The following is a 26,375-nucleotide window of genomic DNA, read 5'->3' as shown; positions in this document are numbered from 1 at the left end:
GTCGGCGGCCCGGGCCAGCGGCTGGACTCCCTCACCGACCTCCCGGCCGCCGCGGAGAGCTCCTACCTCTACCTCTCGCCCCGCCCGGGCGAACACCACTACTGGCCGGCCGACGGGCGCTTCCAGCGCCAGTTCGTCCGCCGCGTGGTCGCCGACCAGCTCGGCATCCCCGAGCAGTACGACTGGCGCGACCACCCCTTCACCGACAACCGGCAGCTCACGTACGACACCCTGACCGCGGCCCTCGCCACCGGTGCCTGACGACGCAGAGGGGGACACCCTGTGACCACCACCCTGCCCCGCCCGCTCCACAGCCTCGGACACCAGGAACTCGACCGTGCCGCCCGCGACCACCGGTGGCCGAAGTGGGCCACCATGGCCGTCCTGCACAGCGTCGGCCTGCCCACCCTCAACGCCACCCTCTTACGCCCCGGCCAGACCCCCACCGAGATCCGTACCGCTGCCCGGGTCCTCGCGGCCGCACTCGACACCGACCGCCTGATGATCCGCTCCGACGGCGGCGTCGAACGCAAGCAGTACTACCGCGGCGGCAACACCTTCCCCGTCCCGGACATCGCCCAGCGGGCCGCACCGCTCCTGGACGCCGGGCGCGCGGTCATCCTCGCCGGCCCCACCAACCGCTTCACCAACAAGCTCACTGTCATGGTCCGCATGGACCGCCCGGGCCCGGGCCGGCCGGGCACCTTCACCCTCGAAGGACTCGGCCCCGGCTACGACGTCGCCGACCTCACCCGCGGCGAGCTCCCCCCGCAGGTCACCGCCCAGCTCAACGACGTCGACTGGGACACCTACAGCACCCCCCGCTGGAACGAGTGGACCATCACGGGCGACCGGTGCCCCGGCGGCGAAGACGCCCGCCGACGGCGCCGCCTTGAGCGCCTCGCCTCCCAGACCCTCAGCGACGGCGGCCAGCTCTCCGGAACACCCAATGCCGAGAACGCCGAAGCCTGGCTCCGCGGCCGTGGCTTCCTGCACCTCTTCGGCCCCCAGAGCCCCCAGCCGGCCATGATGCGCCGCGCGGGCAGGCTGTTCGAGGACTCCTTCGTCCTGACTCGCGCCCAGCCCAACCGCAACTGGCGCTGCCTGGGCACCGCGTTCAGCGTGTTCGCCGACGCGCGCATCGTCTACTGGGACCTCGTCGACGGCGAGCGCAAGTACGCCGCGGCCGCGGCCCCCACCCGCCGGGCGAAGGGAGCGGCCGCATGACCGACCGGCCGATCTACCTGGACCACCAGGCCACCACCCCGCTCGACCCCCGCGTGCTCGACGCGATGATGCCCTTCCTCACCGACCAGTTCGGCAACCCCGGCAGCGCCCACGCCTACGGCCAGGCCGCGTCCCGGGCGGTCAGCACGGCCCGCCGGCACGTCGCCCACCTCATCGGTGCGAAGAACCCCGTCGAGATCGTGTTCACCTCCGGCGCCACCGAGGCCAACCACCTCGCGATCGTCGGCGGCGCCCTGGCCACCCGGCCCCACGGCGGCCACGTCGTCACCACCACCATCGAGCACAAGGCAGTCCTCGCCGCCTGCCAGTACCTCGTCGACCACCACGGCTACACCTGCACCCGCGTCGACGTGGACAGCCACGGCAGCGTCCGGCCCGACGACGTCATCGCCGCGCTCAAGCCGGACACCGTCATGGTGTCGGTCATGCACGCCAACAACGAGATCGGCACCATCCAGCGGATCGAAGCCATCGCCGAGGTCGTCCACCACCGCCGGATCCTGATGCACACCGATGCCGCGCAAAGCGCCGGCTACGGCCTCGTCGACACCTCGGGGCTCGACGCCGACTTCGTCTCGCTGTCCGCCCACAAGCTCTACGGGCCGAAGGGCATCGGAGCACTCTTCGTCCGCGGCCGCACCCGCCTTACGGCTCTCCAGACCGGCGGAGGGCAGGAGCGGGGGCTACGCGCCGGCACCCTCAACGTTCCCGCCATCGTGGGCTTCGGCGCTGCCGCAGCGCTGATCACCAGCGACGCGGTCACCTCCAATGGAGAGATCCGGGCGCTGCGCGACCGCCTCGCACAGCGGCTCTGCGACGCGATCCCGGGCGTCACCGTCAACGGCCACCCTCGGCGCCGGCTGCCGGGCAACCTGAGCATCACCCTCCCCACCGTAGAGGCCGCCGACCTCCTGGACCACATGCCGACCCTCGCGGCTTCTACGGGCTCCGCCTGCAACACCGGATCCGCCGAACCGTCCCACGTCCTCACCGCGATCGGCCTGTCCCGGGCCGCAGCTCGCCGGACCCTCCGCCTCGGCCTAGGCCGCGCAACCACGGGCTCCGAGATCGACCTGGCTCTCAAGACGATCGTCGGCGGCGCCGCCGCGCACCCGCTGATGGCCTGTACGTCGGTCGGTGGAACGGACCAGCATCTCTAGCCACCGCCTCCAGGCTGGCGTCGCCATCACTCCCTCCTGGACCGTTGGGGGCAAGCTGACCTGCGGGCCCCCGACAAGGCGGGTAACGAGCCGTGGGCCAGCCTGAAGTGGATCAGTTGCCGGCGTCCTGCGTGCTGTCGGCGTAGCTGTTGAAGAGGTCGAGCTCGTCCTGCTCGAAGCGGCGGATGCCGCCCCGAATGGAGTCATAGCCAGCCACGACGGAGGTCGCGGTGGCGTAGACGTGCTCGTCGTCCTTGACCTCGAAGTGGAAGGTGAGGGAGACGCGCTTGACGTCGGTCACCCAGGCTTCGATGCGGACTGGGGTCTCCCAGGTCTCCAGCGGGTGCCGATACCGGATGGTCTGCTCGCGCAGGAGAAAGTTGCGGGCCAGTCGCTCGGCGGGGTCGCTGGGGACGAGCATGCTGAACATCCGCATGCGGGTCTCTTCCAACAGAACGCCGTAGCGGGAGCTGTTGAGGTGTCCGTTCGCGTCGAGGTCCGACCAGCGAACGGGGCAGTCATAGATGTGCCGGGACACAGTGACTCCTGTGGGCAGTGAGACCTGCCGTGCCTTTTTGGCACCCGGCGGATCCCAGGGCGGATGGGGAGTCGGCCGTCCGGATGCTCTTCGAGGTCCGGACGGCCACGCCTCCCTGGACAAAGGAAGCTGCAGTCGTGACGGTAGGTCACTTTCCGTGGCTCGCAGGCCAGCCACACCAGCTAGCGGGGTGGGTCCTCGCCCTCTTGGAGGTCGTTGAAGATCTCCCGAAGGAGGACCGCCCGGAGGTCGACCTGAGGCAGGTGCCCTTGGAGCCGGCTGATGGCGGCCCGGTCGGAGTCCGGCAGTGAGGCACGCAGGAGCAGTTTCAGCTCCGCTCGGGCCTGGGGATCGACGATGGGATGGTGGATGCGGTCGACGACAGCTCCGGCCCCCAGCTGCGTGATGCCCCACTCCCCAGGAACTTCCTGGATGGCCCACACCACGGAGTGGTTCTCAGGCGACAGGGTGAGTCGGCACTCCGGCCCTGCCAGCGCGCTGAGCGCTGGTAGCGGGACGCCGTCGTGGCCGGCGAGCGCCGCAGCTTCCTCAGCACTTTCGACGACCAGGCGAGCGGTGAGCGCGCGGGCCGCTCGTCGGCGGGCGGCATCGGCTTCGGCCTGGGCAGAGGGCTGCGGAGTGGCTGCGGCGGGCTCAGCATGGGCCCAGGCGTTGCGCTTGCCGCCCAAGGCATCGGTCTCATCATCGGAGGACTCGGCCTCAACCCAGGTGATCACCACGAACCGGCAGTGCGGCATCGACGCCGGGTACAAGACGTGGGAGACGACCTCGACGGTCTCCCAACCCAGCGCGGGGATGATCATTCGGAAGACGTGGCCGTCCCTGTCCGCCTCGAGGTCGGCTTCGGTCCGCCAGATCCGCTCGACGTCCGAGTTCTGGCGAACCTCGGCGATCAGGTCGACGAGCTCGGTGTTGTCCTTGTGGGTGGCCTGGGCGAATTTCAGCAAGCGGACGTAGGCCGCGGCGTGCATTTCCCAGTCGTGGTACTGAGTACGGGCTTCAGGGTTCGTAAGCGCCCAGCGCATGAGGTTGGCACGCGGGTCCATGACCCAAGGCCACCACTCGGCCATCGCCGCGTTGTAAGCAAGGATGTTCCAGTTGCGGTCGGTGAGGTACGCAGGCGAGGGCATCTGCCTGTCGATCAGCAGGCGAAGTGCCCGGCGCAGCTCCGGACTGGCGTCGATCTGCGGGTCACCGTCGAGCGTGGTGCCGATGTTGTAGAGGAGCAGCGCGTGGCGCTCGCTCTTGTCGAGTCCGAGAAGGTCCGCGAGCGCCTCGCACTGGGGCTTGGTGAACCGGGGCGGAACGGCCCCCTTCTCCACGTTGCGGTAGGTCCGGACTCCCATGCCGAGGGCCTTGGCCACCGGGGCCTGGGTGACCCCCGCCGCCTGGCGCCATCGCTTCAGCCAGCCGCCGAACCCCATGAACTGGCCGGCGATTTCGCCGCCGTGTGCGCCCTTGTTCTCGGCGTGGTCATCGCCGAAGGGGGCTACCCCCTGAGCAACCATGAGGCTCTTCCTTTGTCTCCGCAGTCTCCTGGGCGACATCCGGTCGCGGGCATGAAAAAAGAGGGGCAGCTCGAATGCTGGCCCCCCGGCCGGATGTCTCCCACGAAGACGATACGACGACGTTGACCGCTTTCCGTAATTTGTGGCCTCGACCACAGGAGCATTGATTAAACGTGCAACCACTTCCATCAACGCTCAGCCGCCTTCCATGACGAATCCAGACATTCCCTCACCCGCAGTTCCCCATGATCAGGAAAGCGGCAAATCCTTGCCGGTTTTTGTCGCAAGGGGTCGAATGATCATTCAAGCTGCCGCCGACCATCCCCGGGGCGACTACGCCACCCCCCTCAACCCCCCTATAGGCATTTGGCGTTACTCGGCTTCACCTAGCCGACTGCACAGATCCCTCGCACCTATCTACGCGCGTGGATTCGCCCTTGAGATGCCGTTGACGAAGGCTTTGCCTGCGGGCTTAAATCCAGACCTGACCAGCCGGTACGGATCGACAGCCTGCCGGTTCACGAACGTGGGGGCTTTCTTGAAGATCCTTTTTGGCGCACCGGGGGTACGCCTGGGCGGCACTGCCCCACGGCGACTCGCACCTCCGCACCCCGACCTGCCCACAAAATGCTTGGCACGTACAGCCTTTCACGGTCTGTAGAGCCAGGTCTGGATCTTGCGCGGGCTTCTACGTATGTTCGTCGTCCCCCGCCGGGAGGCAACCCGGTGACCGGCGAAAGGAACGTATGCAGGACGCGCCGAGCAGCTAGTCCGTAAAGCAGTCGGCGCCCGGGAGAGGCAACTCCCGGGCGCCGAACGCGAAGAGCCATATCTCCAGCCGAGGCAACGGCCGGAGAGACCCATCATCACCGCGCCGGCCCTTCCTACGGGGCACACCGGCTGCGGCATCACTCAGGGAGAGTTTTGCATGGGCACGCCCCTGCGCGAAAGGCCGGATCCTCGGACCGCCGCCGCGGACTGTGCAGCGGAGACCGCTCACCCGCCTCTTTCAAACCTCTGGCGCGGGGGTGAAGCCTGATGGCACGCATTCGCACCATCAAGCCTGAGGCTTTCGAGTCCGAGGACCTTGCAGGCGTCGACGTCACCGCGGTGCTGACCTTCTTCGGACTGCTGACCCAGGCGGACGACTCCGGTCGGTTCCGTGACCACCCGGCCATCATCGCCGGGCGGCTGTGGGCGCTGCGCCCGGAGCACACCCCCGCACACGTCGCCCACGACCTGGAGCAGCTGGCCGCAGCCGGCCTGGTGTGCCGGTACACCGGCTGCGACGGCAAGTCCTGGCTGCACATCGTGACCTGGGACCGGCATCAGAAGATCAACCGCGCTTCGGAGTCGCGACTGCCTCGCTGCCCGACCCACCAAACGGCGAAGGCTTGCGGCGAGTGCGACCGCCCCCAGTGCCGCGCCCAGGCCCATGCGGAGGCCAGCCCCCGGCAGTCGCCCTCCGAGGCCCACGAGGCGCCCGCCAGCGCCGTCGACGGAGGTGACTCCGCGACCGCTCACGGAGGGCTCATCCGAACCGTTCCGTCCGATTCGGCCGCATCCACGCCCACCGTGACGCGCGCCACTCCCACCCAGGAAGGTGGGACCGCGGCCTCATCGCCTTCACACCCGTCCGTCGCGAGCCCTGCCCGAGAATCCGCAGGTCAGAGCGACCCAACCCAGATAGGCGGCGTGACGGGCGCCACATTCACTGAGGGGTCACGGTCTGGATCTAGGATCTTGGATCCTGGATCTTCCTGTAGGGGGCGCGAGGCGCCCACGCTCGGCTCCTCCTCGGAGGACGCCCTGGAGGCGGCCGAGGCGAGCGAGTGGTCGGCGAAGGTCTTGATGGCCGAGTACCTGCGCGGCTGCCCCGGAGGACGTCCGCCGAAGAAGGTGCTCGGGCACCTGGGCAAGGAAATCCGCTCGCTGCTGGACGAGGGCTACGGCCCCGGCGTCCTGAGGCCGGCGCTGGAGCGGCTGCGCGCCAAGGGGCTGAACCCCAGCGTCTTGCCGAGCCTGGTCAACGAGTGCCTCAACGCCGGGCCTGCCCAGTCGTCGGCCTCGAGTCCGTCCTCCGCCTCCGGCGCGGGGCTCTGGGCCAGCGCCTCCCCCGCCTACACGCCGTACCTCAACCCCACCGAGCCGACCGGCACCTTCGGAGTCGCCCTGTGAACCGCACCAGGCTCGCCGACCCCCAGACCACCGCAGACAACGCCGCGATGGCCTGGATGCGGCGCAAGCTCGCCGAGCGCGGCATCGACCCCAACGCCCCCGTCGCAGACACCCCTAAAGCGATCCCCGCCCTGGAGGCCGCTCAGCTGCGCATCCCGCGCGACTACCGTGAGGCCCAGGTCGAGCACCCCGCCGTAGCCGAGTGGGTCCGCACCATCGCCGCCAGCGCCGTCGGTGCTGCGGCAAGCCCGCTGCTCCCGCACTGGGGCAAGCCCGGCCAGCGGGAGATCACCCACGGTCGCAGCCTGCTGCTGTGGGGCTCGACCGGCGCCGGCAAGACGCACCAGGCGTACGCCGCCATCCGCGCTCTGACCTCCGCCGGGTGCGGGGTGCAGTGGCAGGCCACGACCGCCGCCGACCTGTACGGGGAGATGCGTGCGCGCGGGGGCCTGGATCCGGAGTACCTGCTGCGCCGGATCGTGCGGATCCCGCTGCTGCTCCTGGACGACCTCAGCGCTGCCAAGACCAGCGAGTGGACCGAGGAGATCACCTTCCGCCTGCTGAACTGGCGTGCGCAGAACCACCTGCCGACGATCATCACCTCGAACCTGCCGCCGGTCCACATGCCCGGGATGGCCTCCAGCCAGCCGGTGCTGCGGGACAAGGTCGGCGACCGCGTGCTGAGCCGCCTGTCCGGCATGTGCACCCCGGTCCACCTCGACGGACCCGACCGCCGCTTCCGCGCCGCCTGACCCGCCGCGCCCACCTTCTTCCACCGCCCGGTCCGCGAGCCGGTCCGCCGGCACCCGCTGCCGCGTGTCGCACCCGCTCGCCGTAGCCCGGCATGCCCTGGAGACCCTCCCCATGCGCCACATCACCACCAACACCCAGCCCGTCCCAGAACTGCGCGGCATCGCCGACATCTCGTGGCACGCCCGCGGGAAGTGCCATGACCTCGCCCCAGACGACGCCGACCGCCTGTTCTTCTCCGCACCGCGCGCCCACGCCGCCATCGCCGAGGCCAAGACGCTCTGCGGCGCCTGCCCCGTACGCCAGGACTGCTTCACCCACGCCCTGGACAACGACATCCGCTGGGGCATGTGGGGCGGCCTGACCGAGGCGGACCGCAGGCCGTGGCACGCCAAGGTCGCCAAGCGCCTCGACTACGCCCGGGTCCGGGCCGCGCTCATGGGCCGGGACGTCCACCTCACCGCGTCTGAGCGTGACGCTGTCACCCGCGCCGCCTACCTCCGCCGCTGGAGCGCCCCGCGCCTGGCATATGCCCTCCGCATCGACCTCGACCATGCCCGCGACCTCCTACGCGAGGCCGGTCACGCGGTGGCCGACCGCGACCGGTACTGGAAGGTCCCGGCCGTGGATAGCGAGGACGCCGGCACCCCGGAGCAGAGCGAAGAGGCCGACAGCGAGACCACGACCGAGGAAACGTTCTGCCAGGTGTCACGCCAGGCCCAGACGACCGAACTGATCAATGCCCTGAAGAAGGCGGCCTGAACTGCCCGGCGCTACTGCCCGTCGGCCCCATCGCCGACGGCCGAACACCCCATCCCCCAGCGAGCCCGGAGAAAGGAAGTCCTTGACCGAGGAGACCGCCGACCGATATGCCCTGATCGCTGCCGGGACAGTGATCATCGTCCTGACCGGCGCCGGATTCTGGCTCTCCTACGCCCACCTCGCCGAGGTAGCCGGGCGACATGGCCTGGGCAACTCGCCGATCCGGCAGTGGGCCTGGCCCGCCACGCTGGACATGTTCATCGTCGCCGGCGAACTGCTGATGCTGCGGTCAGGACTTCGCCGGGTGACGGACTGGTGGGCGGTCGGACTAACGGCTGTCGGGTCACTCGGATCGATCGCTCTGAACGTGGCCGGCGTGAACGGCACCACGACCGGACCGGTTCCGCTCCTGGACTACCTGGTCGCGGCGGTCCCACCGACCGGCGCGATGCTGGCCTTCGGAGTCCTGATGAGACAGATCCAGCAGCGAGTCGCCCGGCCGGACCGGACCCCGACAGGACCGGAACCGAGCGGGACCGCCGAACCCCCGGACCGTACGGAAACCCGGACCGACCCCAACCCGGACCGGACCGACACCCCCACCGGACCGCCCCGCCCCGGACCGAAACCCGGACCGAATCGGACCAGGACGGGCACGGTCCGCCCCGGGACCGTCCGGGCCAGGGTGCACACCGGAAGGGCGGACCGCCGGACAGGACCGCGCCGCCTGTCCGAGGCCGAGGTCGTCGAGCTGGTCCTCCCGGACGTCCCCGCGGTCCTGGCGGCCGAGGGCAACGAGCAGATCACCAGGACACAGCTGCGGAGCATCATGCGCGCCCGCGGGATCCCCCTCGGCAACGAACACATCGGTCCTGTCCTGACCTCTCTGCGTGCCGCCACCACCGCCACCACACCCTCCGAAGGAGCCACCCGCTGATGAAGACGTGCAACCGGTTCACCGACCTGAAGGCCGGATACGAACGCGACATCACCTTTCTGCGTAACCACGCCGCGCTTCACGCGGGCAGCAACGCCTCGAAGTCGAGTACGCGGCACGCCCTGGCGGTGAAGCAGAACATGGCCAGGGCCCTCGCCGATCATTTTTCGCGCTGCCCCCTCTGCACGTGAGCCACCCCTGCCCGTATGGCGGCCCGGACAGCGCCCGGGCCGCCGCCCTGTTCCCGCATCTGACCTCCCGAAGGGGGCCGAATCACACATGACCTCAGCCGAGAACCCGCCGGAAGCGGAGCGAGACCAGACCGTCGGGCTGGCCGGATCGCCCGGTCATGACGACAGTCACCCCGATCACAACTCGCTCCCAGGAGGAGCAAGTTATCGGCCAAGACGCTCTTCCCCGTCGGGGAAGCGCGTCTTGGCCAAACCCGCCCCAGGGGTGGCGGGAGCGGACCGGAGCCAGGGGGCACCGGTCCGCCAGACAGCGACCGAGGGCGGATCGCAGCCGGAGGAGAAGCCCGCATCGCGACGCAACCGCCGCGCCACGAAGAACGCCTCGCGTAAGCGCTCACCGAAGACCGCCGCCGACAAGCGCAGCTACGTATGCAGCGTCCGTCTCAACGACACCGAGAAGCACCAGCTCGCCACAGCTGCCGCAGCAGCCCGCACGAGCCTGCCCGCGTTCCTCGCCCGCAGCGCCCTCGCCGCCGCCCGCGACCCCGAGCATGCCGCCGGCGCCATCGCCGGTGAACGTGAGCTGATCTCTGAGATGTTCGCCGCCCGACGCCACCTCGGCCACGTCGGCAACAACCTCAACCAGCTGACCCGCGCCATCAACTCCGGCGACCGACCGGCGGACGCCCACCTCGACGCGGTGCTGACCGCCGTGCGCCGGGCCACCGACCGGGTCCAGGCCGCCACCGACCGACTCCTCGAACACCGCTAGGAACACCCCACCGTCATGGTCCCCAAGATCCACAAGCGCGGGACGCGCACCATCGGCCTTCTGTGCTACCTGTACGGGCCCGGCAAGGCCGAAGAACACGTCGACCCACATCTGGTGGCGTCCTGGGACCATGCCGCTCCCGACCCCGGCCGCGACCCCGAGGCCACGTACAAGCAGCTGCAGCAGCTCCTCGACCAGCCCCTGGCCCTGCTCGACGAGAACGAGCGCTCGAAGAGGCACGTGTGGCACCTGTCCGTACGCAACGGCCCCACCGACCGGATCCTGTCCGACCAGGAGTGGGGCGACGTGGCCCGCCGCATGGTTGCCGCCGCTGGCATCGACGACCCGGAGCAGGGCGAGGGATGCCGCTGGGTCGCCGTCCGGCATGCCGACGACCACATCCACATCCTGGCCACCCTGGCCCGTGAGGACGGCTACCGGCCTGACCTCGACTTCGACGCCGTCCGCGTCCAGGAGGAAGCCCGTCGCCTGGAGCAGGAGCTCGGGCTGCGCCGCCTCAGCCCCGGTGACGGCACCGCCGCCAAGCGACCCACCAGCGCCGAACGCCACAAGGCCGCCCGCCAGGGCCGCGAGCGCACCGCCCGAGAGGAACTGCGCGAGACCGTCCGTCGGGCCGTGGCCGGCTCCGAGAGCGAGAAGGAGTTCTTCGACCGCCTGGGCGCCGCCGGCGTTCTGGTGCGCACCCGCGTCGCGCCGTCCGGTGACCTACTGGGGTACACGGTCGCGCTGCCCGGAGACGTCAACGCCCAAGGGGAACCGGTCTTCTACCCCGGCTCGAAGTTGGGCCCGGACCTGTCCCTGCCGCGGATCCGGGAGCGCTGGTCCGGCCACCAGAGCGACAACCGGGCCGCCGAGCAGGCGGTGCCGTCGGGTCCCGCATCGGCGCGGCGCCAAGCGAGCACGGCGCTGTGGCAGGCAGTGCTGGTCATGGACGGGGCGGACGACTCGGTGGCCGCGGCGTACATCGCGGCTGCCGGTGAGGTCCTGGACGCGCTCGCGAAGACGTCCGCCGCCCACACCCGGCGCGAACTGCGAGAGGCCGCCTTCGCCTTCGAGCGGGCCTCCCGCTCCCACGTGCGGGCCGAACGCGGGCACGACCGGGCCCTTCGTCAGGCTGCCCGTGACCTCGTCTACAGCGGTCCTGCGCTCGGGCGGGGAGAGGACGGGGCGACCACCGCGATGGTGATCGACGCCGTGTTCTTCCTGGTGACCGTGGCCGCGCACTGGCACGGGAAGAAGGCACACGCCCAGCAGGCCGCCGCCGCCCAGCAGGCCGCCGAGCACCTGCGCACGGCCTACCGGGCCGCCGCCGTGCAGCCGATGGGCGTGCTCGCCGTACGGGGCCGGTCGCTGGCTTTGCCGGTGCTGCGCCGCCAAGTCCTACGGGTCCGAGAAGCACTTCCGTCGGCGTTGGCGGAGCAGGTCCTGGCGGAAGCCGGGTGGGCGGCGCTGGCGGCGACCCTGGCCGATGCCGAGGCGGCCGGGTACGACGCCACCGTCCTGCTGGCCGATGCGGCTGCCCGCCGGGAGCTGGCGAGCGCCGAGTCGGTGTCCGATGTGCTGGTGTGGCGGCTGCGCCGCGCGGCGGACCTGCCGGCCGACGCCCAGGCGACGCCTCTGCCCGGCGGCGGCTCGGTCCCGTCGGACCCCGCCGAGCGGCAGGCCGGGAACCCGGCCGCGAAGGGCACGCAGCGCCGCAGGAGGTGACCGGGCATTCAGGAATTCGTGAGTTGCCGCAGATGGGGCGGTGGGGCACGCTTCATGACCCGCCGCCGTGTGCGGGGAGCCAACTCTGGGAGGGGAGCCCAAGTGTTCGGTCGCAGGAAGGCGAAGCAGGAGCATGGGGAGATGGGGCCGGCGGGCGTCCCGTGGCTGGCGTACCCGGAGCCGCAGTGGCCCGAGCCCGCCCAGTCGGCGCCCGAACCCGTCCCGGCCGCCCCGGTCGCGGACGACTTCCTGCCGCCGGACTTCCGGATGGACACCGACGACGAGCTGGCCGGCCGGTTCATGCCGTGGCGGCGCCCCCTGGTCGTCGAGGGTGAGGTCCGCGCCTGCCCGCAGTGCCAGGCATACCGGGACTGGGTCATTCTGTGCACCCAGGGCCGGATCTGGCTGCGCTGCCGCGCAGGCCACGAGACCCTGGAGACCCGCCTGGACGTGGCCTGGTACAACCGCAACAGCGGCCCGAGCAACGGCAAGTTCGGCACGCTCGAGGAGGGCCTGCGCTCCCTCGACCACTGAGCCGGCAACTCACGTCCCCCTGGACCCCCTGTATTCCTGCCCTGCCGCTCGGAGGAGGCGGCCACGGTCAGCCCACTCGCATCCGACCCAGGGAACCCGTTTGCGCCTCCGCCATTCCGCCCTCCTCACCAGCACCTGTCTCGCCCTATGGGCCCTGACCAGCTGTTCCGCCCCACCCTCCGACAGCGCGCCCGCCGGGACGCAGGCGGAGACGCCCATACCTGTCGGCGTTGACCACGAAGTGCTGCCGTCGGAGCAGCTGGCGGCACGGCTGCTCACCGCCGACGATCTCGGCCCCGGCTACGCCGCCCGCCCCACCGCAACCACGGCTTCGTCCGAGGCGTCCGTCGAAGGCTGCCCCCAACTGGGGCAGCTGGGCAGCGCCGTGGACAACCCGTACGCGATGTTCCCGAACCAGGGGAAGCGGGCGTTCACCGGCCCCGGCGGCACCCAGGTGACCGAGGAGCTGTACTCCGCACCGCCCAAGGACCTTTCCGCAGGAGTCGAGCGGAACATGACCGCGATGAGCGCCTGCCCGTCGTACCAGCTGGTCACCGCCACCAGCGTGGCGGAGGTCCATACCCAGGCGGTGCCGGTGCCCCGTCTCGGTGACGAGCAGTGGGGGCAGGTCCTCACCGTCGCCACTGGCGGGCGGCGCACCGTCATCCAGCAGACCGTGATTCGCGACGGGGCCATGCTCCTGGTCGTCTCCGGCAGCCCGGCGGAAGTCACAGTCCACGGGCAGACCGCCCTGGCCAAGGCGACGGCCCGCTGAGCGCTTGGTCTGTCTCCCCGCCCGACTCACGCACAAGTGCTGAGGCCGGGCGGGGCGTCGGGCGTCGGTAGGCACTGCGACGGTCCGCTGGAGTCGCACATCGATCAATGACCGTAGCGAGATGCAAAAGGCCGACGGCCGGACCCAAAGGGTCCGGCCGTCGGCGTATCAGACAGTCGGTTGCACAGTGAGCTGGCCTTCGCTGCTCTCCGGCAAGGTGTGGCGAAGCACCGGTGCAGGCGAGGCCAGGGAGCCAGCGAAGGCCGCAACGAGATCATGCGGCGTGCTCGCGGAGAACATGGCGGCCCACAGAAGCCCGGCGCCCATCCTCGGTTCGCACCATGCCTGCCATCCCGCCGCTTCCGCCTCGGCATCGAGGATGAGCGGATCGCCGTCCTGAATGCCCTCGTCCGGCAACGTCGTGAAGGCCATGCTGGCGGCCAGCCGCGGGTCGGACATGGCGGTGGGGGTATCGATGTCGCGGACCCAACCACCGCCCGCCAGCGCATCGAGCACCGCCTGAGGTCCGGCATAGCCGTGGGCGGGATCCGGACGGTCCTCCAGGGCGAGCAGGAAGTCGGTGACGGCCTCGTGCGGGGTGCCGGCGGAGAAATACGCGTTCCACTGGGGAAGGCTGTCGGGGGTGGCGCGGGCAGAGACCGTCCATGCCACCGGCTGGTCGCCCAGGAGGATGGGCTCGTCGGCCAGCACCCACTGTGCCCAGCTCAGTGCATCCGGAGCGACGTACAGGACGGTGCTGCGAAGAACCTGCCGGGCATCGTCGGACTCGTCAGGCTCACGCCGGCCCCGGACGAGGGTGAGGCTGGTCCAGCCCCCAGCAGCGAGGTGGGAGCCGACCTGATCGGCAAGGAGACCGTCGTCACCGGCGAGATGGCGCGGGGCGACCCAGTAGGCGGGAAAGGGAAAGGAATCACGGGACGGGGGCAGAAGTGCTCCTTGTCGTCAGGGGGTTTCGCGGCTCGCATCATTGTCGGAGACGGCCCGCAGCCGCCGTCCACGGGCGGGCGGCTCGACCGGAGGCATCCAGGTAAGGGCCTCGGCGACCGGCCTGGGGAGGTATCCGTACTGCACCGCCTCCGCGTCCTCGGCGAGATAGACGATCGGTCGCCCGTCCTGGTCCGGGTCTACGGTCACGGCGCCCATCTTGTGGGCCATCGGGAAGAGCGGGTTGATCGCGAGCCGGACCCGGGCAGAGGGGTCAACCGCGGACAGGTGTTTGATCAGGTCGGCGACGGTCATCTCGGCGCCGGGCGTGGGTTGGGGTGCCACGGTTCTCCTCACGGGTGGAAAGCGCTGCGGTGGATGCGGATGTGCACCGCGCGGCCTCCGGGAACGGGCCGCGATGGGAAGCCGCCGAAGGACGGGAGGCGCTGTCCCAGGCGGCGACGTGGTCACTACAGCCGTCGAGCTGTGGCGAGCACCTCGGAAATGGCAGCGGCCACGAGCCGTGCCGGGGTTTGCGGATCGAAGACAACACGGTAGCCGGGCACGTTGTCGGTGCCGGTGACGGCCAGGACCCAGCCCTCGTCCTCGGCGCCGGGGCGCCCGTCGGGGAACCAGCCGAGATAGAGCCTGCCGTCGGCGGAGGAGATGTGGGTGTCGGCCCGGTCGTCGACGATGAGGGTGAAGTCGCCGTTCGCCTCGGGGAAGCAGTCGATGACCTCGGTCGGCTGGCCGGGTCCCAAGAGCCAGCTATGCAGTCGCAATTTTTCAATCGTGGTGCGGAACCCCGCGTTCGACAGCTCCACGGTCACCAGCATCACCTCTCTGACCTGGGGAAATCCCGAATTCTCCGGAAGGTCGTCTAGGTTGACATGCGCTGCGCCACCGCACCACCCCTTGCAGGAACTTTCCTGTCTGCCACCGGCGAACTAGCATCGCAGCCTGCTCTGGGATCTCGGATGGCGCGACCGGATGTCACAGCCAACAGCCACCTCATGGGCAACTGGCCGCGAACCGGATGTCTTCGCCGCCCCTCTTCATCCCTCGGGGTGAAGGCGGAGCGGCACAGCCCACTTGTACAGTCGCGCGGCACCCTAGCCTCCCGGCCGCTCCCGCTACCGCAGCAGCCTGACTCTTAGAGCCGGGCGCCATGGCGGCGACGGACGGGGCCGGACCATCGCAGGGCTCCGAAATTCAAGGTGATCACCTCTTCGTCTCCCCTACTCTGCCGGACACCAACAGCCCACCACGAGGAGGACTTTCCGATGACGAGCAGCGTCCCCGCCGTGCGTCCGGAGATCATCGACTTCTACACCCGGTCCAACGAAGCCGCCCGGCTCCTGGCCACCGCCACCGGTGCCCTGGAGTTCGCGCGCACCCGCGAGTTACTCCGCCGCCACATCCCTCCCGCGCCGGCCCGCGTGCTCGATGTCGGCGGCGGTCCTGGAGCCCACGCCCGCTGGCTCGCCGAGGACGGATACACGGTCCACGTCGTGGACCCCGTCTCCAAGCACGTCACCCAGGCAGCCGCCGTCGACGGCGTCACGGCAGAGTTGGGCGACGCCCGCCACCTCGCCGCCACCGCTGACACGTATGACGTCGTGCTGCTCCTCGGACCGCTCTACCACCTCCACGACCAGCACGACCGAATCTCCGCGCTGACCGAAGCCGCCCGTGTGGCCCGGCCCGGTGGAGTCATCGCCGCAGCCGCGATCTCCCGCTATTCACCCCTCCTTGACTACATCGCGACCACCGGCATCACCGAGTCCGCGATCCAGGACGGCGTCCGCGACACCCTGGCCCAGGGCCGCTACGCCGGACAGCGCGGCTTCACCGTCGCCTACTTCCAGACCTCCACCGAACTGCGCGCGGAGATCACGGACGCCGGTCTCACCGACCCCACCCTCTACGGAATCGAAGGACCCGGCTGGGTGGCAGTCAAGGCCATCGAAAAGTACACCGGCGCCAACCTCATGGACACGGACATGTACGAAGCGGCCCTCGCCGCGGCGCGCATCGCGGAACCGCACGCCGCCCTCATTGACGCCTCTGCCCACATTCTCGCCGTCACCCAGCCCCGACCGGTCTAGGGTCGGCTCATGACGCTGCTGATCGTGGGTGGGTCCGGATTCCTGGGTACCGAGCTGGTCCGGCAAGCCGTATCGGCTGGGCGCCCGACGGCTGCGACCTACGCGACCAGACCCGGCAGCACTCCGGAAGTCGCCTGGCACCACCTCGACCTACGGAACCCTGGGAGCGTCGAAGAGGCTGTACTCGAACTCAGCCCGCGCGTCATCATCAACACGTCCAGTGGCGGGGCGGACTGGGCGGTCACAGCCGAGGGTCCTGTCCGCCTCGCGATCGCTGGGGCTAGGGCCGCAAGCAGGATGATCCAGGTCTCCAGCGACGCCGTCTTCTCCGGCAAGTGCCGTGCGCGCTACGACGAACAGTGCCGGCCCGACCCCACCACCCCGTACGGGGCGGCGAAGGCCGCAGCGGAGACCGGGGTACTCCTCGTTAATCCGGACACTGTTGTCGCACGCACCTCCCTGATCATCGGCGGCGGACAGTCCGAACACGAGCGGAATGTCCACGAACTCGCGGCCGGTACCAGCGAAGGCGTCCTCTTCACGGACGACTTCCGGTGCCCGGTCCACGTGCGCGATCTGGCCGCAGCCCTGCTGGAACTCGCGTCAGGGGACACGACCGGAGTCCACCACCTCGGCGGGAACCAAGCCGTCAGCCGACACGAGCTCGGCGTCCTCATCGCCCGACGCGACGGACTCGACGCATCGCGACTGCCCACCGGTCTGCGGGCCGACAGCCCCCTTCCCGGGCCCCTCGATGTCCGCCTCGACAGCCGCTCGACACAAGCCAAGCTCCGCACCCCGCTGCGCGGCGCCCACCAGTTCCTCGCCCCAACAGACTGAACACCGCAGCCCCGGCCGACCAGGGCGAGTCAGCAACACTCTCGGGGGCAGGCCAGGGTGGCTACGTGTCTCGGACACAACGCGGCCGGTCCCGGGAACCTGGCTGGATACTGTTGGCCAATTCGGGCTTCTCATGACGTCGGCCTTCCAGACCTGGTTGTGGTCTAGAAGGCCGACGCTGTTGTTTGGGGTGGGTGTCGATGTCGATGAAGCCGGAGGGTCTGAGGGAGATTCCGCCGGACACGGTGCGGGTGGCGCGGGCGGCATTCCCGAAGGGGAGCCTGGCGATCCGGGTCCGCCATGAGCTAGGACCGCTGTTCTGTGATGAGGAGTTCGCGGACCTGTTCCCGTCCAGAGGAAGACGGGCATGGTCGCCGGGCCGACTTGCCCTGGTGCTGGTGTTGCAGCTCGTGGAGGAGCTCACTGACCGGCAGGCCGCCGAGTCTGTGCGGGCCCGCATCGACTTTAAGTACGTCCTCGGGCTCGAGCTGAAGGCGCAGGCACCCAGAGTGCGCGCCCGACCCCTGCACCACCGGGGAACGATGCCGCCTCCCACAGCGGTCGGCATTCGCTGTTCCTCGGTGAGGTCGAACGCGTACGAATTGGCAGAAGTACGGCAGGGGGAGGTCCTCCGCAGCGCAGCACAGTGCTTTGGCCGCCCACATTCGCCAACAGCGTCCGCCGGCGGTTTGAAGGGGTCGACGACGGCGAGCTTTGCGGCCTGTCCGGGGGTGACGACGACGTCCTGGTCCGGTGCGAGGTCGTGGATCGGGCTTCCGGTCGCGGTCTCCTTGAATCGCCAGACGCTGGGTGCGACGCCTTCGAAGCGAAGGACTCCGTCCGCGTTGGTCTTGCCGGTCAGGGCCTTGGTGCCGTTGAGGGTGTCGAGCAGGTTGAACTCGGCGCCCGCGAGGAGGGCTCCGTCGGGTACACACCATGGCACTCCCTCAACCCGCACGAGTTCGCTCTCGATGCGGTCCGGTTGCCGCCGCAAGCCAGGCGCCGGGCGAATTTGTTCGTACGGCTCCGCAGAGCACACCCTTCCGATACCGTCATCCGCGACATCGGCAGACATGAGTTTGATGTACCGGAAAGTAACGGATGTTCATCGAGAAGCTCGTACTTAAGAACTTCAAGTGTTTCGGCCCGGCGGGCACTTCTGTCCGCCTGGACCAAGCCATGACTGCTCTCATCGGTGCCAACGGCTCAGGCAAGACCGCAGCGTGCGAGGGGCTGCTGCGGTTGTTCGGGATATCCGCGAAGGAACGGGCCGTGCGCGTGGACGACTTTCACGTGCCCCTCGACGAGACCGACGTGCCTCCCACTCGCGAGTTGACGATCGAAGCCGTACTCGCCTTCCCCGAGCTCGACGGTGATGACGACGATGACACTGCGGAGGGCGAGAAGCATCAGGCACAGGATGCGCCACCACTGGTGCCGGAGTTCTTCAGGCGCATGGCTGCCACGGAGGACGGCGACCTAAAGGTTCGGGTGGTGCTGAAGGCTGAATGGGTAGATGACGGCACGGTGGACGGTGTCATCTCCGAGACACGAGTGATCGTCAACACCCTGGCCGAGGAGTACGGCGATGATGACTGCGCGCCGCTGACTCCGTTGGAACGTGGCCGAATCCAGATGGTCTACATTCCGGCCTCCCGCGACGGCGTACGACAGGTGACGTCGTTCCTCCGCAGTCGGCTCTGGCAAGCCGCACAGTGGTCGAGCGGGCTGCGTGAACTCGTCAGCAAGAACGCGGCCGAGGTCGCGGAGAAGTTCACCGACGAGCCCGTCGTCCAAGCGGTCGAGGGAGCCCTGACCGCGCGATGGCAGCAACTGCACGACGCAGGGGTGCACTCGGACCCGAAGCTACGGCTCCTCGACGGCGACTTCGACCAACTGATTCGCGATTCCGAACTCGTCTTCGAGCCCGACCACAACGGCCGCCCCCGCCCCGCCCGCACGCTGAGTGACGGGCAGCGATCGATACTGCACCTCGCCCTGGTAGCAGCCGCCCTGGACGTCGAGGGCGCGATCAACAACGGCCGGCACACCGATGACTTCGCACTGGACGGCGCGCACCTCCCGAGCCTGACCCTGATCGCGGTCGAGGAGCCGGAGAACAGCCTTTCACCGTTCTTCCTGTCCCGGATCATCACCCAACTGCAGGAGCTGAGCGTCAGCACGGTGACACAAACGGTGCTCTCCAGCCACTCCGCCAGCGTCATGGCCCGCGTCCGCCCCGAAGTCGTACGCTACCTGCGCACGGAGCCCGCAACCGCGACCGCATCGGTCCGCGAGATCACCCTCCCCGAAGACGCCAGCGAGGCCGGGAAATACATGCGCGAGGCCGTACGCGCGCACCCGGAACTCTACTTCGCCAAGTTCGTGGTGCTCGGCGAAGGCGACACTGAGGAACTCGTGATCCCTCGCATCGCCCAGGCCCACGGCATCCAGCTGGATCCATCGTTCGTCGCCATGGTGCCACTCGGCGGCCGCCACACCAACCATATGTGGACGCTGCTGAACGATCTGGACATCCCGCACGCCACCCTGTTGGACTTCGACTATGGCAAGGAGGGCGCAGGTCCAGCCCGGCTGCGCGACGCCTGTAGACGCCTTGCCGCCAGCGGGTTGAAACCCTTGGAAGGGCTCGCTGGCTACGACAAGATCGACGACATCACCGACGCCCTTGAAGTCGATGCCATTCGCCCGATTTTGGTGCACCTCCGAACGTTCGGCGTCTTCTACGCCACGCCTCTCGACCTCGACTACGCCATGCTCAGGTCATTCGAGGACGCCTATACCCACCTCGAACCGGGCGAGCGCGGACCGCGCGCCGGCGACCCCACCATCACGGTCATGGGCGAGAACGGGACGAGGGAGGACTTCTGGAGGGAGGCCGAGCGTCCCAAGTGGCTGAGCTGGTACCGCTACCTTTTCGTGAACCGGTCGAAGCCAAGCTCCCACATGAGCGCGCTCGGTCGCCTGGGCGAAGCGGAGCTGAAGGCAGACGCGCCCGAGGTACTCAAGGCCCTCGTGCGCCACATCCAGGAGAAGATCTCCCTGTGAGCATCCCCGGCCAGCAGGGCCCCACGGGTCGGCCCGTGCCGCGAGCCACCACCGTGGTGCCTGCAGGGGAATGGCGGCCAATCGGCATCTCCGACCTCGAGCCGGCCGCGTGGGAAGCTCTGCGGGACACCGGAAATGTCGCAGTCGTGGCGGGTCCGGGTGCCGGCAAGACCGAGTTTCTCGCGCAGCGCGCTGCCTATCTCTTGCAAACCGGTATCTGCCCGTGGCCCCAGCGCATCCTCGCCATCTCGTTCAAGAAGGATGCCGCGGCCAACCTCGATCGCAGGGTCGCCTCCCGGGTTCCGGAACACGCTGGCCGGTTCGCGTCAATGACGTTCGACGCGTTCACCAAGAGTCTGGTCGACCGGTTCGCGGCGGCGCTGCCGGCGGACTGGCAGATGGGTGACGGGTACGAAATCCGCACGGCGACCAAGCCCGAGGTAGGTCAATTCCTCAACGACCTCGCGTTCTCGGCACCGGCAGCCCTATCCGGGCAACTCGGCTTCCAGCCAGGCCGGTTCCTTCCCGACGTCGTGGGTGGCTGGCACCTACCCGAGCGCCTGCCGACGGGTGACGAAGTCGATGCCGTCACCTATGCGGTACGCGAGTGGTGGCACGCACGCTACCTACGGGCGGGAACGGCGGAGGTCGACTTCGTCATGCTCAACCGGCTCGCCGAACTACTCGTCCGCGCGGTGCCGAGGCTTAGACGCGCCCTGCGGATGACATACCCGGTGGTCTTTGTCGACGAGTTCCAGGACACGACCAGCGCGCAGTTCTCTTTCCTCACTTCCGTGTTCGGTGAGAAGACCGCAGTTACTGCGGTCGGGGACAGCAAGCAGCGGATCATGGGCTGGGCCGGTGCCCTGCCCGAGGCCCTCCACCGCTTCACTGACGCCTTCGGCGCCACTTCCTACGCGCTGACGTGGAACTTTCGATCTAGCGACGCCCTCGTAGAGCTTCAGCACGTCATCGCGAGCAAACTGGAACCGACTACCGTACGGGCCACCTCAATGGCCACCGCTGAGGTCGGGCACGAGCCTGCTGTCTTGTGGACGTTCTCCAGGAGCGACAGGGAGGCGACCTTCATCGCCGACTGGATCGCCCGAGACATCGCCGCCTCGGGCCGTATGCCGTCTGACTTCGCGCTCATCGCTCGGCAGACGATCAAGGAGTTCGAGCCGCTGTTTCGTGCCCGCCTCGCTGCACACGGCATAAGAGTCCGCAACGACGACGCCCGGCTCGGCAAGATGACCCTGCAAGACCTGCTGAAGAGCGAGACCGCCCGCCTCCTTCTGGGTCTGCTTCGGCTGGCCAACGAACCCCAGGGCCTCGTCAAGGTCTGGCGGGATGTATCGGCAACCATGGAACGCGTCCACGGAGCAACCGACGACGACAGGGCCCGTCACCGCGTTGGCAAGAACTTGGCCGACCTGACCACCCAGCTACGTACCTGGCTCCGTGACCACCCGGCGGCGACCACGTCGGCCGCCGACACTGTGAAGCAGGTCGTCGGTCTACTCGACAGCGCCGCCCTCCGCCGATACCTGAAGTCAGCAGTCCTAGGGGAGGATTTCGATATTGCCCTTGAAGCATTCGAGGCCCGCCTTCAGGCCGCCAGCGACGGCACCGCTGAGTGGGGTGACGTGCTCGACGAGTTCGAGGGGGCTAACGCCGTCGTTCTGCTCACCGCGCACCGCAGCAAGGGGCTCGAATACCACACGGTGTTCTTCCTGGGCATCCACGCGAGGCAGTGGTGGGCGTACGCAAACGACCGACGTGAAGGAACATCAACCTTCTTTGTAGGCTTGTCCCGGGCTGCGCATCGGCTGATCTTCACCACAGACCGGACGGACCGGACCGGCCCCATCAGCGACCTCTTCACGATGCTCACCGAGGCGGGCGTGCCCGAGATCGACCACGGATAACGACAACTTCCAACGTTGTCGGCCTGGGGGTGCCGTTGAGCTCGTCGGTGTAGGAGATGCGCAGGCAGCTGGCAGTCCTCGATGTACGCCTCGGTAACCGCACCACGCAACAGCGTCTCAGCACCAGGCTCCGAGGAGCGCGCGAGTTCCTCGGCACGAGCTGAGGAGCACCGCATACGGCTGCATCGACATCGACACCCACCCCACACAACAACGTCGGCCTTCAAGACCACAACCAGGTCTTGAAGGCCGACGTCACGCGAAACCACTGCGCCTGTACGACGAGAACCGGGAGGCAACCCGCCAGGAGGGACTGGGTCGCCCTACCGCCGGCCAGCCCGGGCGGGGGCACCAGGGGCCGGCAGCAGTCGCGGAATCGTCCGGACGTAAGCGACCATGCCGATCACCTCGACGAGGGTCTGGGTGACCACGACGACCGCGGCGACGGCCAGCGAGTCGGGAAGGGCCAGGGCTAGGGGAAGCACGACGAGGGAGTTGCGGGTCGCGCCGGTGAACACGACGGCCCGCCCGTCGGGGGCGTCGAGGCGAAAGACGCGGGCGACAGCGAGCCCGGCGAAGGCCATCACTGCGAGGAACAGGACGTAGAAGGGCACGACCTTGGCCACGTCGGAGAGGCTGTCGCCGAGCTTGGGAACCTGCGAGGCCACCACGGTCAGCAGGGTCGCAGCCATCAGCGGGACCATGGTCGTGCCCATCACGTCGGCGAACTTTTGCCCGGCGGGGCGGCGGCCGGCCCAGCCTTGGGTGAGCCAGGCCAGGGCGAGCGGGACGACGATCAGGATCACGAACGCCTCGAGGAACGGCCCGGCTTCCACGACGTCGGCCAGGCCGGAGCCCATGAACAGGAACAGGAAGAGGGGCAGCAGGATCATCTGGGCCAGCAGGAGCAGCGGTGTCGCGGCCAGGAGGCGCTGGCTACTCCCGCCGGCGAGGCCCGAGAAGACGATGACGTAGTCGACGCACGGGGCCAGCAGGACCAGCAGCACCCCCAGCCGGACGGCCTGGTCGGCCGGCAGGAACGGGAACATGCCCGCCACGACCAGCGGCACCACCACGAAGTTGACCACCAGCGCGGCGGTCAGGAACCGGCCCGCCCGCAGCGAGCGGAGCAAGTCGACCGCGGGCACCTGCAGGAAGGTGACGTAGAGCAGGACGGCGAGCACCGGGTTGATGGCGTGCTCCAGGCCCGGCCCGGCGCCGGGGGCGGCCCAGCCGACCAGGGCGCCGGCCGCGAGTGCGCCGAGGTAAACGGCGACCTGGTGGTGTTCCATCCGCTCGACCAGACCTCGCGGTCCCTGCTCCGCCACCACCTTGCCGACTCCCTTGCGCTCTGCTGTACCCCGGGCCCCACGGCCCGCTTCGGAGACCATCGTCCCAGGCCACAGGGCACAGGCACTCCGGCGAGGTTTCTTACCCCCGGGCCGGACCTGCCCGCTCGGCCCGCTGCGGGCGGGCCAGTGCCTCCAGGGCGAGGAGGACGACCGCGGCAACGACGATGTGCATGACGCTGAGCGCGATCGTGCTGGGCACATCGAAACCGGCGGTGAACGTCTGCACCGTCGTGGCGAGCGCGGCACCCACCCCCACGACCTGAGCCGAGCGCAGGACGAACCGCCGTCGCCCGGCCGCCGCCAGCAGTACGGATAGCGCCAGGCCGCCACTCAAGGGCAGCACCGTCATGGTGATCACGCCCTGCGGCGCGGTGGTGGTGTGCAGCGACCCGTCGGCCTCGACGTATTGGAAGGACCCGCCGAAGGCCAGGCCCACCAGCCACAGGGCGAGATTGACCCCCAGAGCGGCGGCTACCGCCCCCGCGGTGACCGCGGCCGGAGGCCGGTCCGCGATCCGGCCGAGGGAACTGCCCCCAGCATGTACGTCCCCAGGCATGTGGGATCTCCGATCTGCACAAACGATGCCGACATGAACAGGGCACTCACTGCCTGGGGACAGCGGGAACGGGCCGCGACCGCCCCAGGGCTCTACCGCGCGTCCGGGCCGCCGACAACCAGCGGCTCCGCCGGCCTGTGACAGCCGCACCCGTCCCCGCCAGCGGCCTTCGGCCCGCAAGAGCAGGACCGGGAGCTGCGGCGCTGGCCGTACCACCAGGCCCCGGCTGCAAGGACGGCCAGGACGACGGCGACGGCGGGCAGCCAGCCCACCACGGCCCCGGCGCCGGCACCGACTACCCCGGCCGTGATCAGGACGGGCAGGGCGCAGCACGCCACGCAGGCCAGAGCGGCCAGGCCGCCCAAGGCCTTCGGCGCTCGCTGGGGGCGCGGGTCAGCAGCAGGGTCCGGCATGACGGTTCTCCTCGGCGAGATCGGTGAAGGGGATGGGACAGCAGGAACTTCCGGCGCAGACGGTCAGGTCGTCGCAGCCGGCCTCTACGGCCGCGGACAGCGCGCTGCGGATGGTGGTGAGGTCGGCAATCTTGGCGTCGACCTCGGTGAGCTTCGCCGCGGCCCGCTCCTGGAGCCCGGCCACGGGGCGGCCGTGCCGGTGACGGCCCGCCTCCAGCAGCTCGGCGACCTCCTCCAGCGTGAACCCCAGCCGCTGGGCCGCCTTGATCACCCGCAGCGCGGTCACCGCGTCTTCGCCGTACAGGCGGTGGCCGCCGTTGCTGCGCTCCGGCTCGGCCAGCAGCCCGCGGCGCTCGTAGTAGCGCAGGGTCTGGATGTTCACCCCGGCCGCCTCGGCGACCTGCCCGCTGCGCAGCCCCGCGCTCACCGCGGGCCCCCGGCCGCCGTCCGGGCGGCCAAGGCGTCCAGGACCGCGGCGTGCTCTTGGTCCACCCCGATGTCCAGGCCGACCCGGTCGTCCTCGCCCAGGGTGACGGTGAAGGCGAAGAACGAGCAGCAGCCGCCCTCCCGCTCCACCAGGCCCCGCACCCGCTCCTCGACACCGGGCCCGCCGGCCAGGTCCAGGCGCAGCTTCACCGGTCCGGGACGCGACACCGCGACCAGCCGCTCGGCGAACAGCCCGTCCCACTCCGCAACCCGCAGCGGCTGCTCCTCGGTGGGCAGCGTGCAGGACTGCGGCACCCACGCCAGATCACTCATCGTGCTCACTCCCGTCGTCACGTCCCTGGTGGGGACACCTCCGACGGTAAACCTGTACCTAGGTACAGGATGCAAGCCCCCGCCGAGGTGGGGACAGAAGAAGCCGCTGCGATGGACGGAGCGTGCAGCCGCAGTCCCTACCCTGCCACGCTCGCAGCCGTCCCTTCGCGGAAGTGCCAGCTGCTCGTGGACAAAGCCACTCCGGATTGGCCAACAGCGTCCTGGCTGGTTCCCGGGGCCAGTGGTGGTGCGGTCAGTTGTCGTCGGTGCGCCGGTGCTGACCGGTGCCGGTCTCGCTCTCGTCGTTCTTACGGCGGCGTGCGGCATAGACGACGCCGCCCCCGGCGGCGAGGAGAAGGCCGCCGATTGCCAGTAGCCACCCGTTGACGCTGTCAGCACCGGTGTGGGCGAGGGCACCTTCGGGCTTGACACCGGTTGCTGTGGGGGTCGAGGTCGCGGTGCCGATGTCCGGGCTGCTGGAGGAGGACGGCGTACCGGTGGGCTCCCCGGTACTGGTCGAGGACGAAGTGGTCGACGTGGGCTGGGCCGTGGGGTCGCCGGTGGGCTTGGCCGTCGGCTTCCCGGTCGGTTCCTCGGTGGGCTTGGCCATGGCCGTATTGGTCAGGGCCGCGGTGGTCTCGGTGCCAGGCTTGGCCGTGATCTCCACCGGCGTGGTCTCCAGGCGGTAGCCGTCCGGGGCCTTGGTCTCGGTGGCGGTGTAGAGACTGCCGGTCTTCTTGCCGACGGGGAGGAGGGCCTTGGCGGTGCCGTCCGGGCCGGTGGTGAGGGTGAAGGCACCCTTGTCATCCTTGGCTTCCTTCGGGGCGATGTTGACGATGGCTCCGGGCAGGCCCTTGCCGGTGGCCTTGTCGGTGACCTTGAGGGTGAGGCCGGCGGACTTGTACGGGTCGGTGATCGCCAGGACCTTGGGCTCGCCGGGGGCGACGACGACGTCCTGGTCGGGGACGGTGCCCAGCAGCGGGCTGCCGGAGAAGGTCTCCTTGAGGCGTACAACGCCGGGGGCGAGGTCGGAAAAGGCCAGGATGCCGTCGGCGCCGGTCTTACCCTCGGCGAGCGTCTTGCCCGCGGAGTCGAGCAACTGGAAGGCGGCTCCGGGAGCGGGCTGGCCTTCGGGGTCCGTCGTGACGATACGCAGTCCGGCCTTGTCCGCCGACGCAAGGTCGGCCCGCTCCTTCGGGGCTTCGGCGGACGGGGAGGGGGCGGCGGTGGCCGTGGTGACCGGGCCGGTCAGGACGGCGACGGTCAGGGCAAGCGCGGTGAACAGGAGGGGGCGGTGCTTCAT

The 26,375-nt window shown here is 69.5% G+C and carries 25 protein-coding genes and 3 pseudogenes; 17 read left to right on the top strand and 11 right to left on the bottom strand.

The genetic code is table 11. The features are described 5' to 3' along the window. The 3 genes and pseudogenes from EF918_RS13295 to EF918_RS13285 all read left to right on the top strand — a co-directional run. Positions 1 to 261: pseudogene (locus EF918_RS13295) on the top strand (hypothetical protein); the annotation flags it as partial. A 21-nt stretch (positions 262 to 282) separates the two neighbouring features. Beyond that, entirely contained in the window at positions 283 to 1,227 is a 945-nt protein-coding gene (locus EF918_RS13290) for a hypothetical protein (protein ID WP_125645139.1), read from the top strand. Further along, positions 1,224 to 2,408, top strand: coding sequence for a cysteine desulfurase family protein (locus EF918_RS13285; RefSeq protein ID WP_125645137.1), 1,185 nt, complete (start codon positions 1,224 to 1,226; stop codon positions 2,406 to 2,408). The genes EF918_RS13290 and EF918_RS13285 overlap by 4 nt, the downstream gene beginning before the upstream one ends. A 112-nt stretch (positions 2,409 to 2,520) precedes the next feature. Here the strand turns inward: EF918_RS13285 and EF918_RS13280 are convergent, their stop codons facing one another. Together EF918_RS13280 and EF918_RS13275 are read right to left on the bottom strand one after the other, a co-directional pair. Next, the gene (locus EF918_RS13280; protein WP_185921735.1) at positions 2,521 to 2,946 is read right to left on the bottom strand and encodes a thioesterase family protein; all 426 of its coding nucleotides are present in this window, start codon (positions 2,944 to 2,946) and stop codon (positions 2,521 to 2,523) included. A gap of 182 nt (positions 2,947 to 3,128) precedes the next feature. Further along, positions 3,129 to 4,475 carry a helix-turn-helix transcriptional regulator gene (locus tag EF918_RS13275; protein WP_125645133.1) on the bottom strand — a complete coding sequence of 449 codons (1,347 nt, stop codon included), beginning with the start codon at positions 4,473 to 4,475 and terminating at the stop codon, positions 3,129 to 3,131. 1,038 nt (positions 4,476 to 5,513) lie between these two features. On the opposite strand from EF918_RS13275, the gene EF918_RS38135 reads away from it, so the two are divergent. The 9 genes from EF918_RS38135 to EF918_RS13230 all read left to right on the top strand — a co-directional run bounded on the left by EF918_RS38135 (position 5,514) and on the right by EF918_RS13230 (position 13,102). After that, the gene (locus EF918_RS38135; protein WP_260610145.1) at positions 5,514 to 6,653 is read left to right on the top strand and encodes a hypothetical protein; all 1,140 of its coding nucleotides are present in this window, start codon (positions 5,514 to 5,516) and stop codon (positions 6,651 to 6,653) included. Next, a complete protein-coding gene (locus EF918_RS13265) occupies positions 6,650 to 7,405 on the top strand; it encodes an ATP-binding protein (RefSeq protein ID WP_312847829.1) in 756 nt (251 codons plus the stop codon). Before EF918_RS38135 ends, EF918_RS13265 begins: the two co-directional genes overlap by 4 nt. 112 nt (positions 7,406 to 7,517) lie before the next feature. Beyond that, positions 7,518 to 8,165 (top strand): WhiB family transcriptional regulator, encoded by a 648-nt coding sequence (locus EF918_RS13260; protein ID WP_125645131.1) that lies wholly within the window; start codon positions 7,518 to 7,520, stop codon positions 8,163 to 8,165. Positions 8,166 to 8,247: 82 nt separating this feature from the next. Beyond that, complete coding sequence (locus tag EF918_RS13255) at positions 8,248 to 9,102, top strand: DUF2637 domain-containing protein (RefSeq protein WP_125645129.1); 855 nt, start codon at positions 8,248 to 8,250, stop codon at positions 9,100 to 9,102. Further along, positions 9,102 to 9,293 (top strand): hypothetical protein, encoded by a 192-nt coding sequence (locus EF918_RS13250; RefSeq protein WP_125645127.1) that lies wholly within the window; start codon positions 9,102 to 9,104, stop codon positions 9,291 to 9,293. The genes EF918_RS13255 and EF918_RS13250 overlap by 1 nt, the downstream gene beginning before the upstream one ends. A 244-nt stretch (positions 9,294 to 9,537) precedes the next feature. Further along, a complete protein-coding gene (locus EF918_RS13245) occupies positions 9,538 to 10,065 on the top strand; it encodes a MobC family plasmid mobilization relaxosome protein (protein WP_260610144.1) in 528 nt (175 codons plus the stop codon). Between the two features lie 15 nt (positions 10,066 to 10,080). Next, complete coding sequence (locus EF918_RS13240) at positions 10,081 to 11,793, top strand: mobilization protein (protein WP_125645123.1); 1,713 nt, start codon at positions 10,081 to 10,083, stop codon at positions 11,791 to 11,793. Between the two features lie 102 nt (positions 11,794 to 11,895). Continuing rightward, positions 11,896 to 12,327 (top strand): hypothetical protein, encoded by a 432-nt coding sequence (locus EF918_RS13235; protein WP_260610142.1) that lies wholly within the window; start codon positions 11,896 to 11,898, stop codon positions 12,325 to 12,327. 241 nt (positions 12,328 to 12,568) lie between these two features. Next, positions 12,569 to 13,102, top strand: a complete 534-nt coding sequence (locus EF918_RS13230) for a hypothetical protein (RefSeq protein ID WP_125645121.1) — start codon at positions 12,569 to 12,571, stop codon at positions 13,100 to 13,102. Between the two features lie 168 nt (positions 13,103 to 13,270). On the opposite strand, the gene EF918_RS13225 is transcribed toward EF918_RS13230, so the two are convergent. The 3 genes from EF918_RS13225 to EF918_RS13215 form a co-directional block, all read right to left on the bottom strand. Continuing rightward, a complete protein-coding gene (locus tag EF918_RS13225) occupies positions 13,271 to 13,831 on the bottom strand; it encodes a DUF317 domain-containing protein (protein ID WP_312847830.1) in 561 nt (186 codons plus the stop codon). A gap of 234 nt (positions 13,832 to 14,065) precedes the next feature. Continuing rightward, positions 14,066 to 14,362, bottom strand: coding sequence for a hypothetical protein (locus tag EF918_RS13220; RefSeq protein WP_125645145.1), 297 nt, complete (start codon positions 14,360 to 14,362; stop codon positions 14,066 to 14,068). 155 nt (positions 14,363 to 14,517) lie between these two features. After that, positions 14,518 to 14,877 (bottom strand): DUF317 domain-containing protein, encoded by a 360-nt coding sequence (locus EF918_RS13215; RefSeq protein ID WP_125645117.1) that lies wholly within the window; start codon positions 14,875 to 14,877, stop codon positions 14,518 to 14,520. A gap of 453 nt (positions 14,878 to 15,330) precedes the next feature. Between EF918_RS13215 and EF918_RS13210 the strand changes: the two genes are divergently transcribed. The 3 genes and pseudogenes from EF918_RS13210 to EF918_RS13200 all read left to right on the top strand — a co-directional run. Continuing rightward, positions 15,331 to 16,155 carry a bifunctional 2-polyprenyl-6-hydroxyphenol methylase/3-demethylubiquinol 3-O-methyltransferase UbiG gene (locus EF918_RS13210; RefSeq protein ID WP_125645115.1) on the top strand — a complete coding sequence of 275 codons (825 nt, stop codon included), beginning with the start codon at positions 15,331 to 15,333 and terminating at the stop codon, positions 16,153 to 16,155. A 9-nt stretch (positions 16,156 to 16,164) separates the two neighbouring features. Beyond that, positions 16,165 to 16,995, top strand: a complete 831-nt coding sequence (locus EF918_RS13205; protein WP_125645113.1) for a sugar nucleotide-binding protein — start codon at positions 16,165 to 16,167, stop codon at positions 16,993 to 16,995. A 200-nt stretch (positions 16,996 to 17,195) separates the two neighbouring features. Beyond that, positions 17,196 to 17,489, top strand: a pseudogene (locus EF918_RS13200) (transposase); the annotation flags it as partial. A gap of 290 nt (positions 17,490 to 17,779) precedes the next feature. Here EF918_RS13200 and EF918_RS36935 read toward each other — a convergent pair. Beyond that, positions 17,780 to 18,070, bottom strand: a pseudogene (locus EF918_RS36935) (prealbumin-like fold domain-containing protein); the annotation flags it as partial. A gap of 26 nt (positions 18,071 to 18,096) precedes the next feature. On the opposite strand from EF918_RS36935, the gene EF918_RS13190 reads away from it, so the two are divergent. Both EF918_RS13190 and EF918_RS13185 read left to right on the top strand, forming a co-directional pair. Beyond that, positions 18,097 to 20,064: an ATP-dependent endonuclease gene (locus EF918_RS13190; RefSeq protein ID WP_125645111.1), complete on the top strand. Its 1,968-nt coding sequence runs from the start codon at positions 18,097 to 18,099 to the stop codon at positions 20,062 to 20,064. After that, positions 20,061 to 21,992 carry a UvrD-helicase domain-containing protein gene (locus EF918_RS13185; RefSeq protein ID WP_185921734.1) on the top strand — a complete coding sequence of 644 codons (1,932 nt, stop codon included), beginning with the start codon at positions 20,061 to 20,063 and terminating at the stop codon, positions 21,990 to 21,992. The genes EF918_RS13190 and EF918_RS13185 overlap by 4 nt, the downstream gene beginning before the upstream one ends. A 323-nt stretch (positions 21,993 to 22,315) precedes the next feature. On the opposite strand, the gene EF918_RS13175 is transcribed toward EF918_RS13185, so the two are convergent. The 5 genes from EF918_RS13175 to EF918_RS13155 all read right to left on the bottom strand — a co-directional run. Further along, complete coding sequence (locus EF918_RS13175; RefSeq protein WP_125645143.1) at positions 22,316 to 23,284, bottom strand: bile acid:sodium symporter; 969 nt, start codon at positions 23,282 to 23,284, stop codon at positions 22,316 to 22,318. Between the two features lie 139 nt (positions 23,285 to 23,423). After that, entirely contained in the window at positions 23,424 to 23,900 is a 477-nt protein-coding gene (locus EF918_RS13170) for a DUF6069 family protein (RefSeq protein ID WP_221889711.1), read from the bottom strand. A 393-nt stretch (positions 23,901 to 24,293) separates the two neighbouring features. Continuing rightward, positions 24,294 to 24,740, bottom strand: coding sequence for a MerR family transcriptional regulator (locus tag EF918_RS13165; RefSeq protein ID WP_125645107.1), 447 nt, complete (start codon positions 24,738 to 24,740; stop codon positions 24,294 to 24,296). Continuing rightward, on the bottom strand, positions 24,737 to 25,072 hold the full coding sequence (locus EF918_RS13160; RefSeq protein WP_125645105.1) for a hypothetical protein: 336 nt from the start codon (positions 25,070 to 25,072) through the stop codon (positions 24,737 to 24,739). Before EF918_RS13160 ends, EF918_RS13165 begins: the two co-directional genes overlap by 4 nt. 253 nt (positions 25,073 to 25,325) lie before the next feature. Then, positions 25,326 to 26,375, bottom strand: a 1,050-nt coding sequence (locus EF918_RS13155) for a collagen binding domain-containing protein (protein WP_125645103.1), incomplete at its 5' end; no start/stop codon positions are given.

This window comes from Streptomyces sp. WAC06614 (assembly GCF_003949795.1).
Classification (GTDB): domain Bacteria; phylum Actinomycetota; class Actinomycetes; order Streptomycetales; family Streptomycetaceae; genus Streptomyces.
This window is presented reverse-complemented; position numbering and strand designations above follow the sequence as displayed.

Excerpts from the sequence above, each read along its gene's own strand:
- EF918_RS13285 (WP_125645137.1), top strand. The coding sequence starts at position 1,224 with ATGACCGACCGGCCGATCTACCTGGACCACCAGGCCACCACCCCGCTC.
- EF918_RS13275 (WP_125645133.1), bottom strand. The coding sequence starts at position 4,475 with ATGGTTGCTCAGGGGGTAGCCCCCTTCGGCGATGACCACGCCGAGAAC.
- EF918_RS38135 (WP_260610145.1), top strand. The coding sequence starts at position 5,514 with ATGGCACGCATTCGCACCATCAAGCCTGAGGCTTTCGAGTCCGAGGAC.
- EF918_RS13260 (WP_125645131.1), top strand. The coding sequence starts at position 7,518 with ATGCGCCACATCACCACCAACACCCAGCCCGTCCCAGAACTGCGCGGC.
- EF918_RS13250 (WP_125645127.1), top strand. The coding sequence starts at position 9,102 with ATGAAGACGTGCAACCGGTTCACCGACCTGAAGGCCGGATACGAACGC.
- EF918_RS13240 (WP_125645123.1), top strand. The coding sequence starts at position 10,081 with ATGGTCCCCAAGATCCACAAGCGCGGGACGCGCACCATCGGCCTTCTG.
- EF918_RS13220 (WP_125645145.1), bottom strand. The coding sequence starts at position 14,362 with ATGACCGTCGCCGACCTGATCAAACACCTGTCCGCGGTTGACCCCTCT.
- EF918_RS13210 (WP_125645115.1), top strand. The coding sequence starts at position 15,331 with ATGACGAGCAGCGTCCCCGCCGTGCGTCCGGAGATCATCGACTTCTAC.
- EF918_RS13205 (WP_125645113.1), top strand. The coding sequence starts at position 16,165 with ATGACGCTGCTGATCGTGGGTGGGTCCGGATTCCTGGGTACCGAGCTG.
- EF918_RS13190 (WP_125645111.1), top strand. The coding sequence starts at position 18,097 with ATGTTCATCGAGAAGCTCGTACTTAAGAACTTCAAGTGTTTCGGCCCG.
- EF918_RS13175 (WP_125645143.1), bottom strand. The coding sequence starts at position 23,284 with ATGGAACACCACCAGGTCGCCGTTTACCTCGGCGCACTCGCGGCCGGC.
- EF918_RS13170 (WP_221889711.1), bottom strand. The coding sequence starts at position 23,900 with ATGCCTGGGGACGTACATGCTGGGGGCAGTTCCCTCGGCCGGATCGCG.
- EF918_RS13160 (WP_125645105.1), bottom strand. The coding sequence starts at position 25,072 with ATGAGTGATCTGGCGTGGGTGCCGCAGTCCTGCACGCTGCCCACCGAG.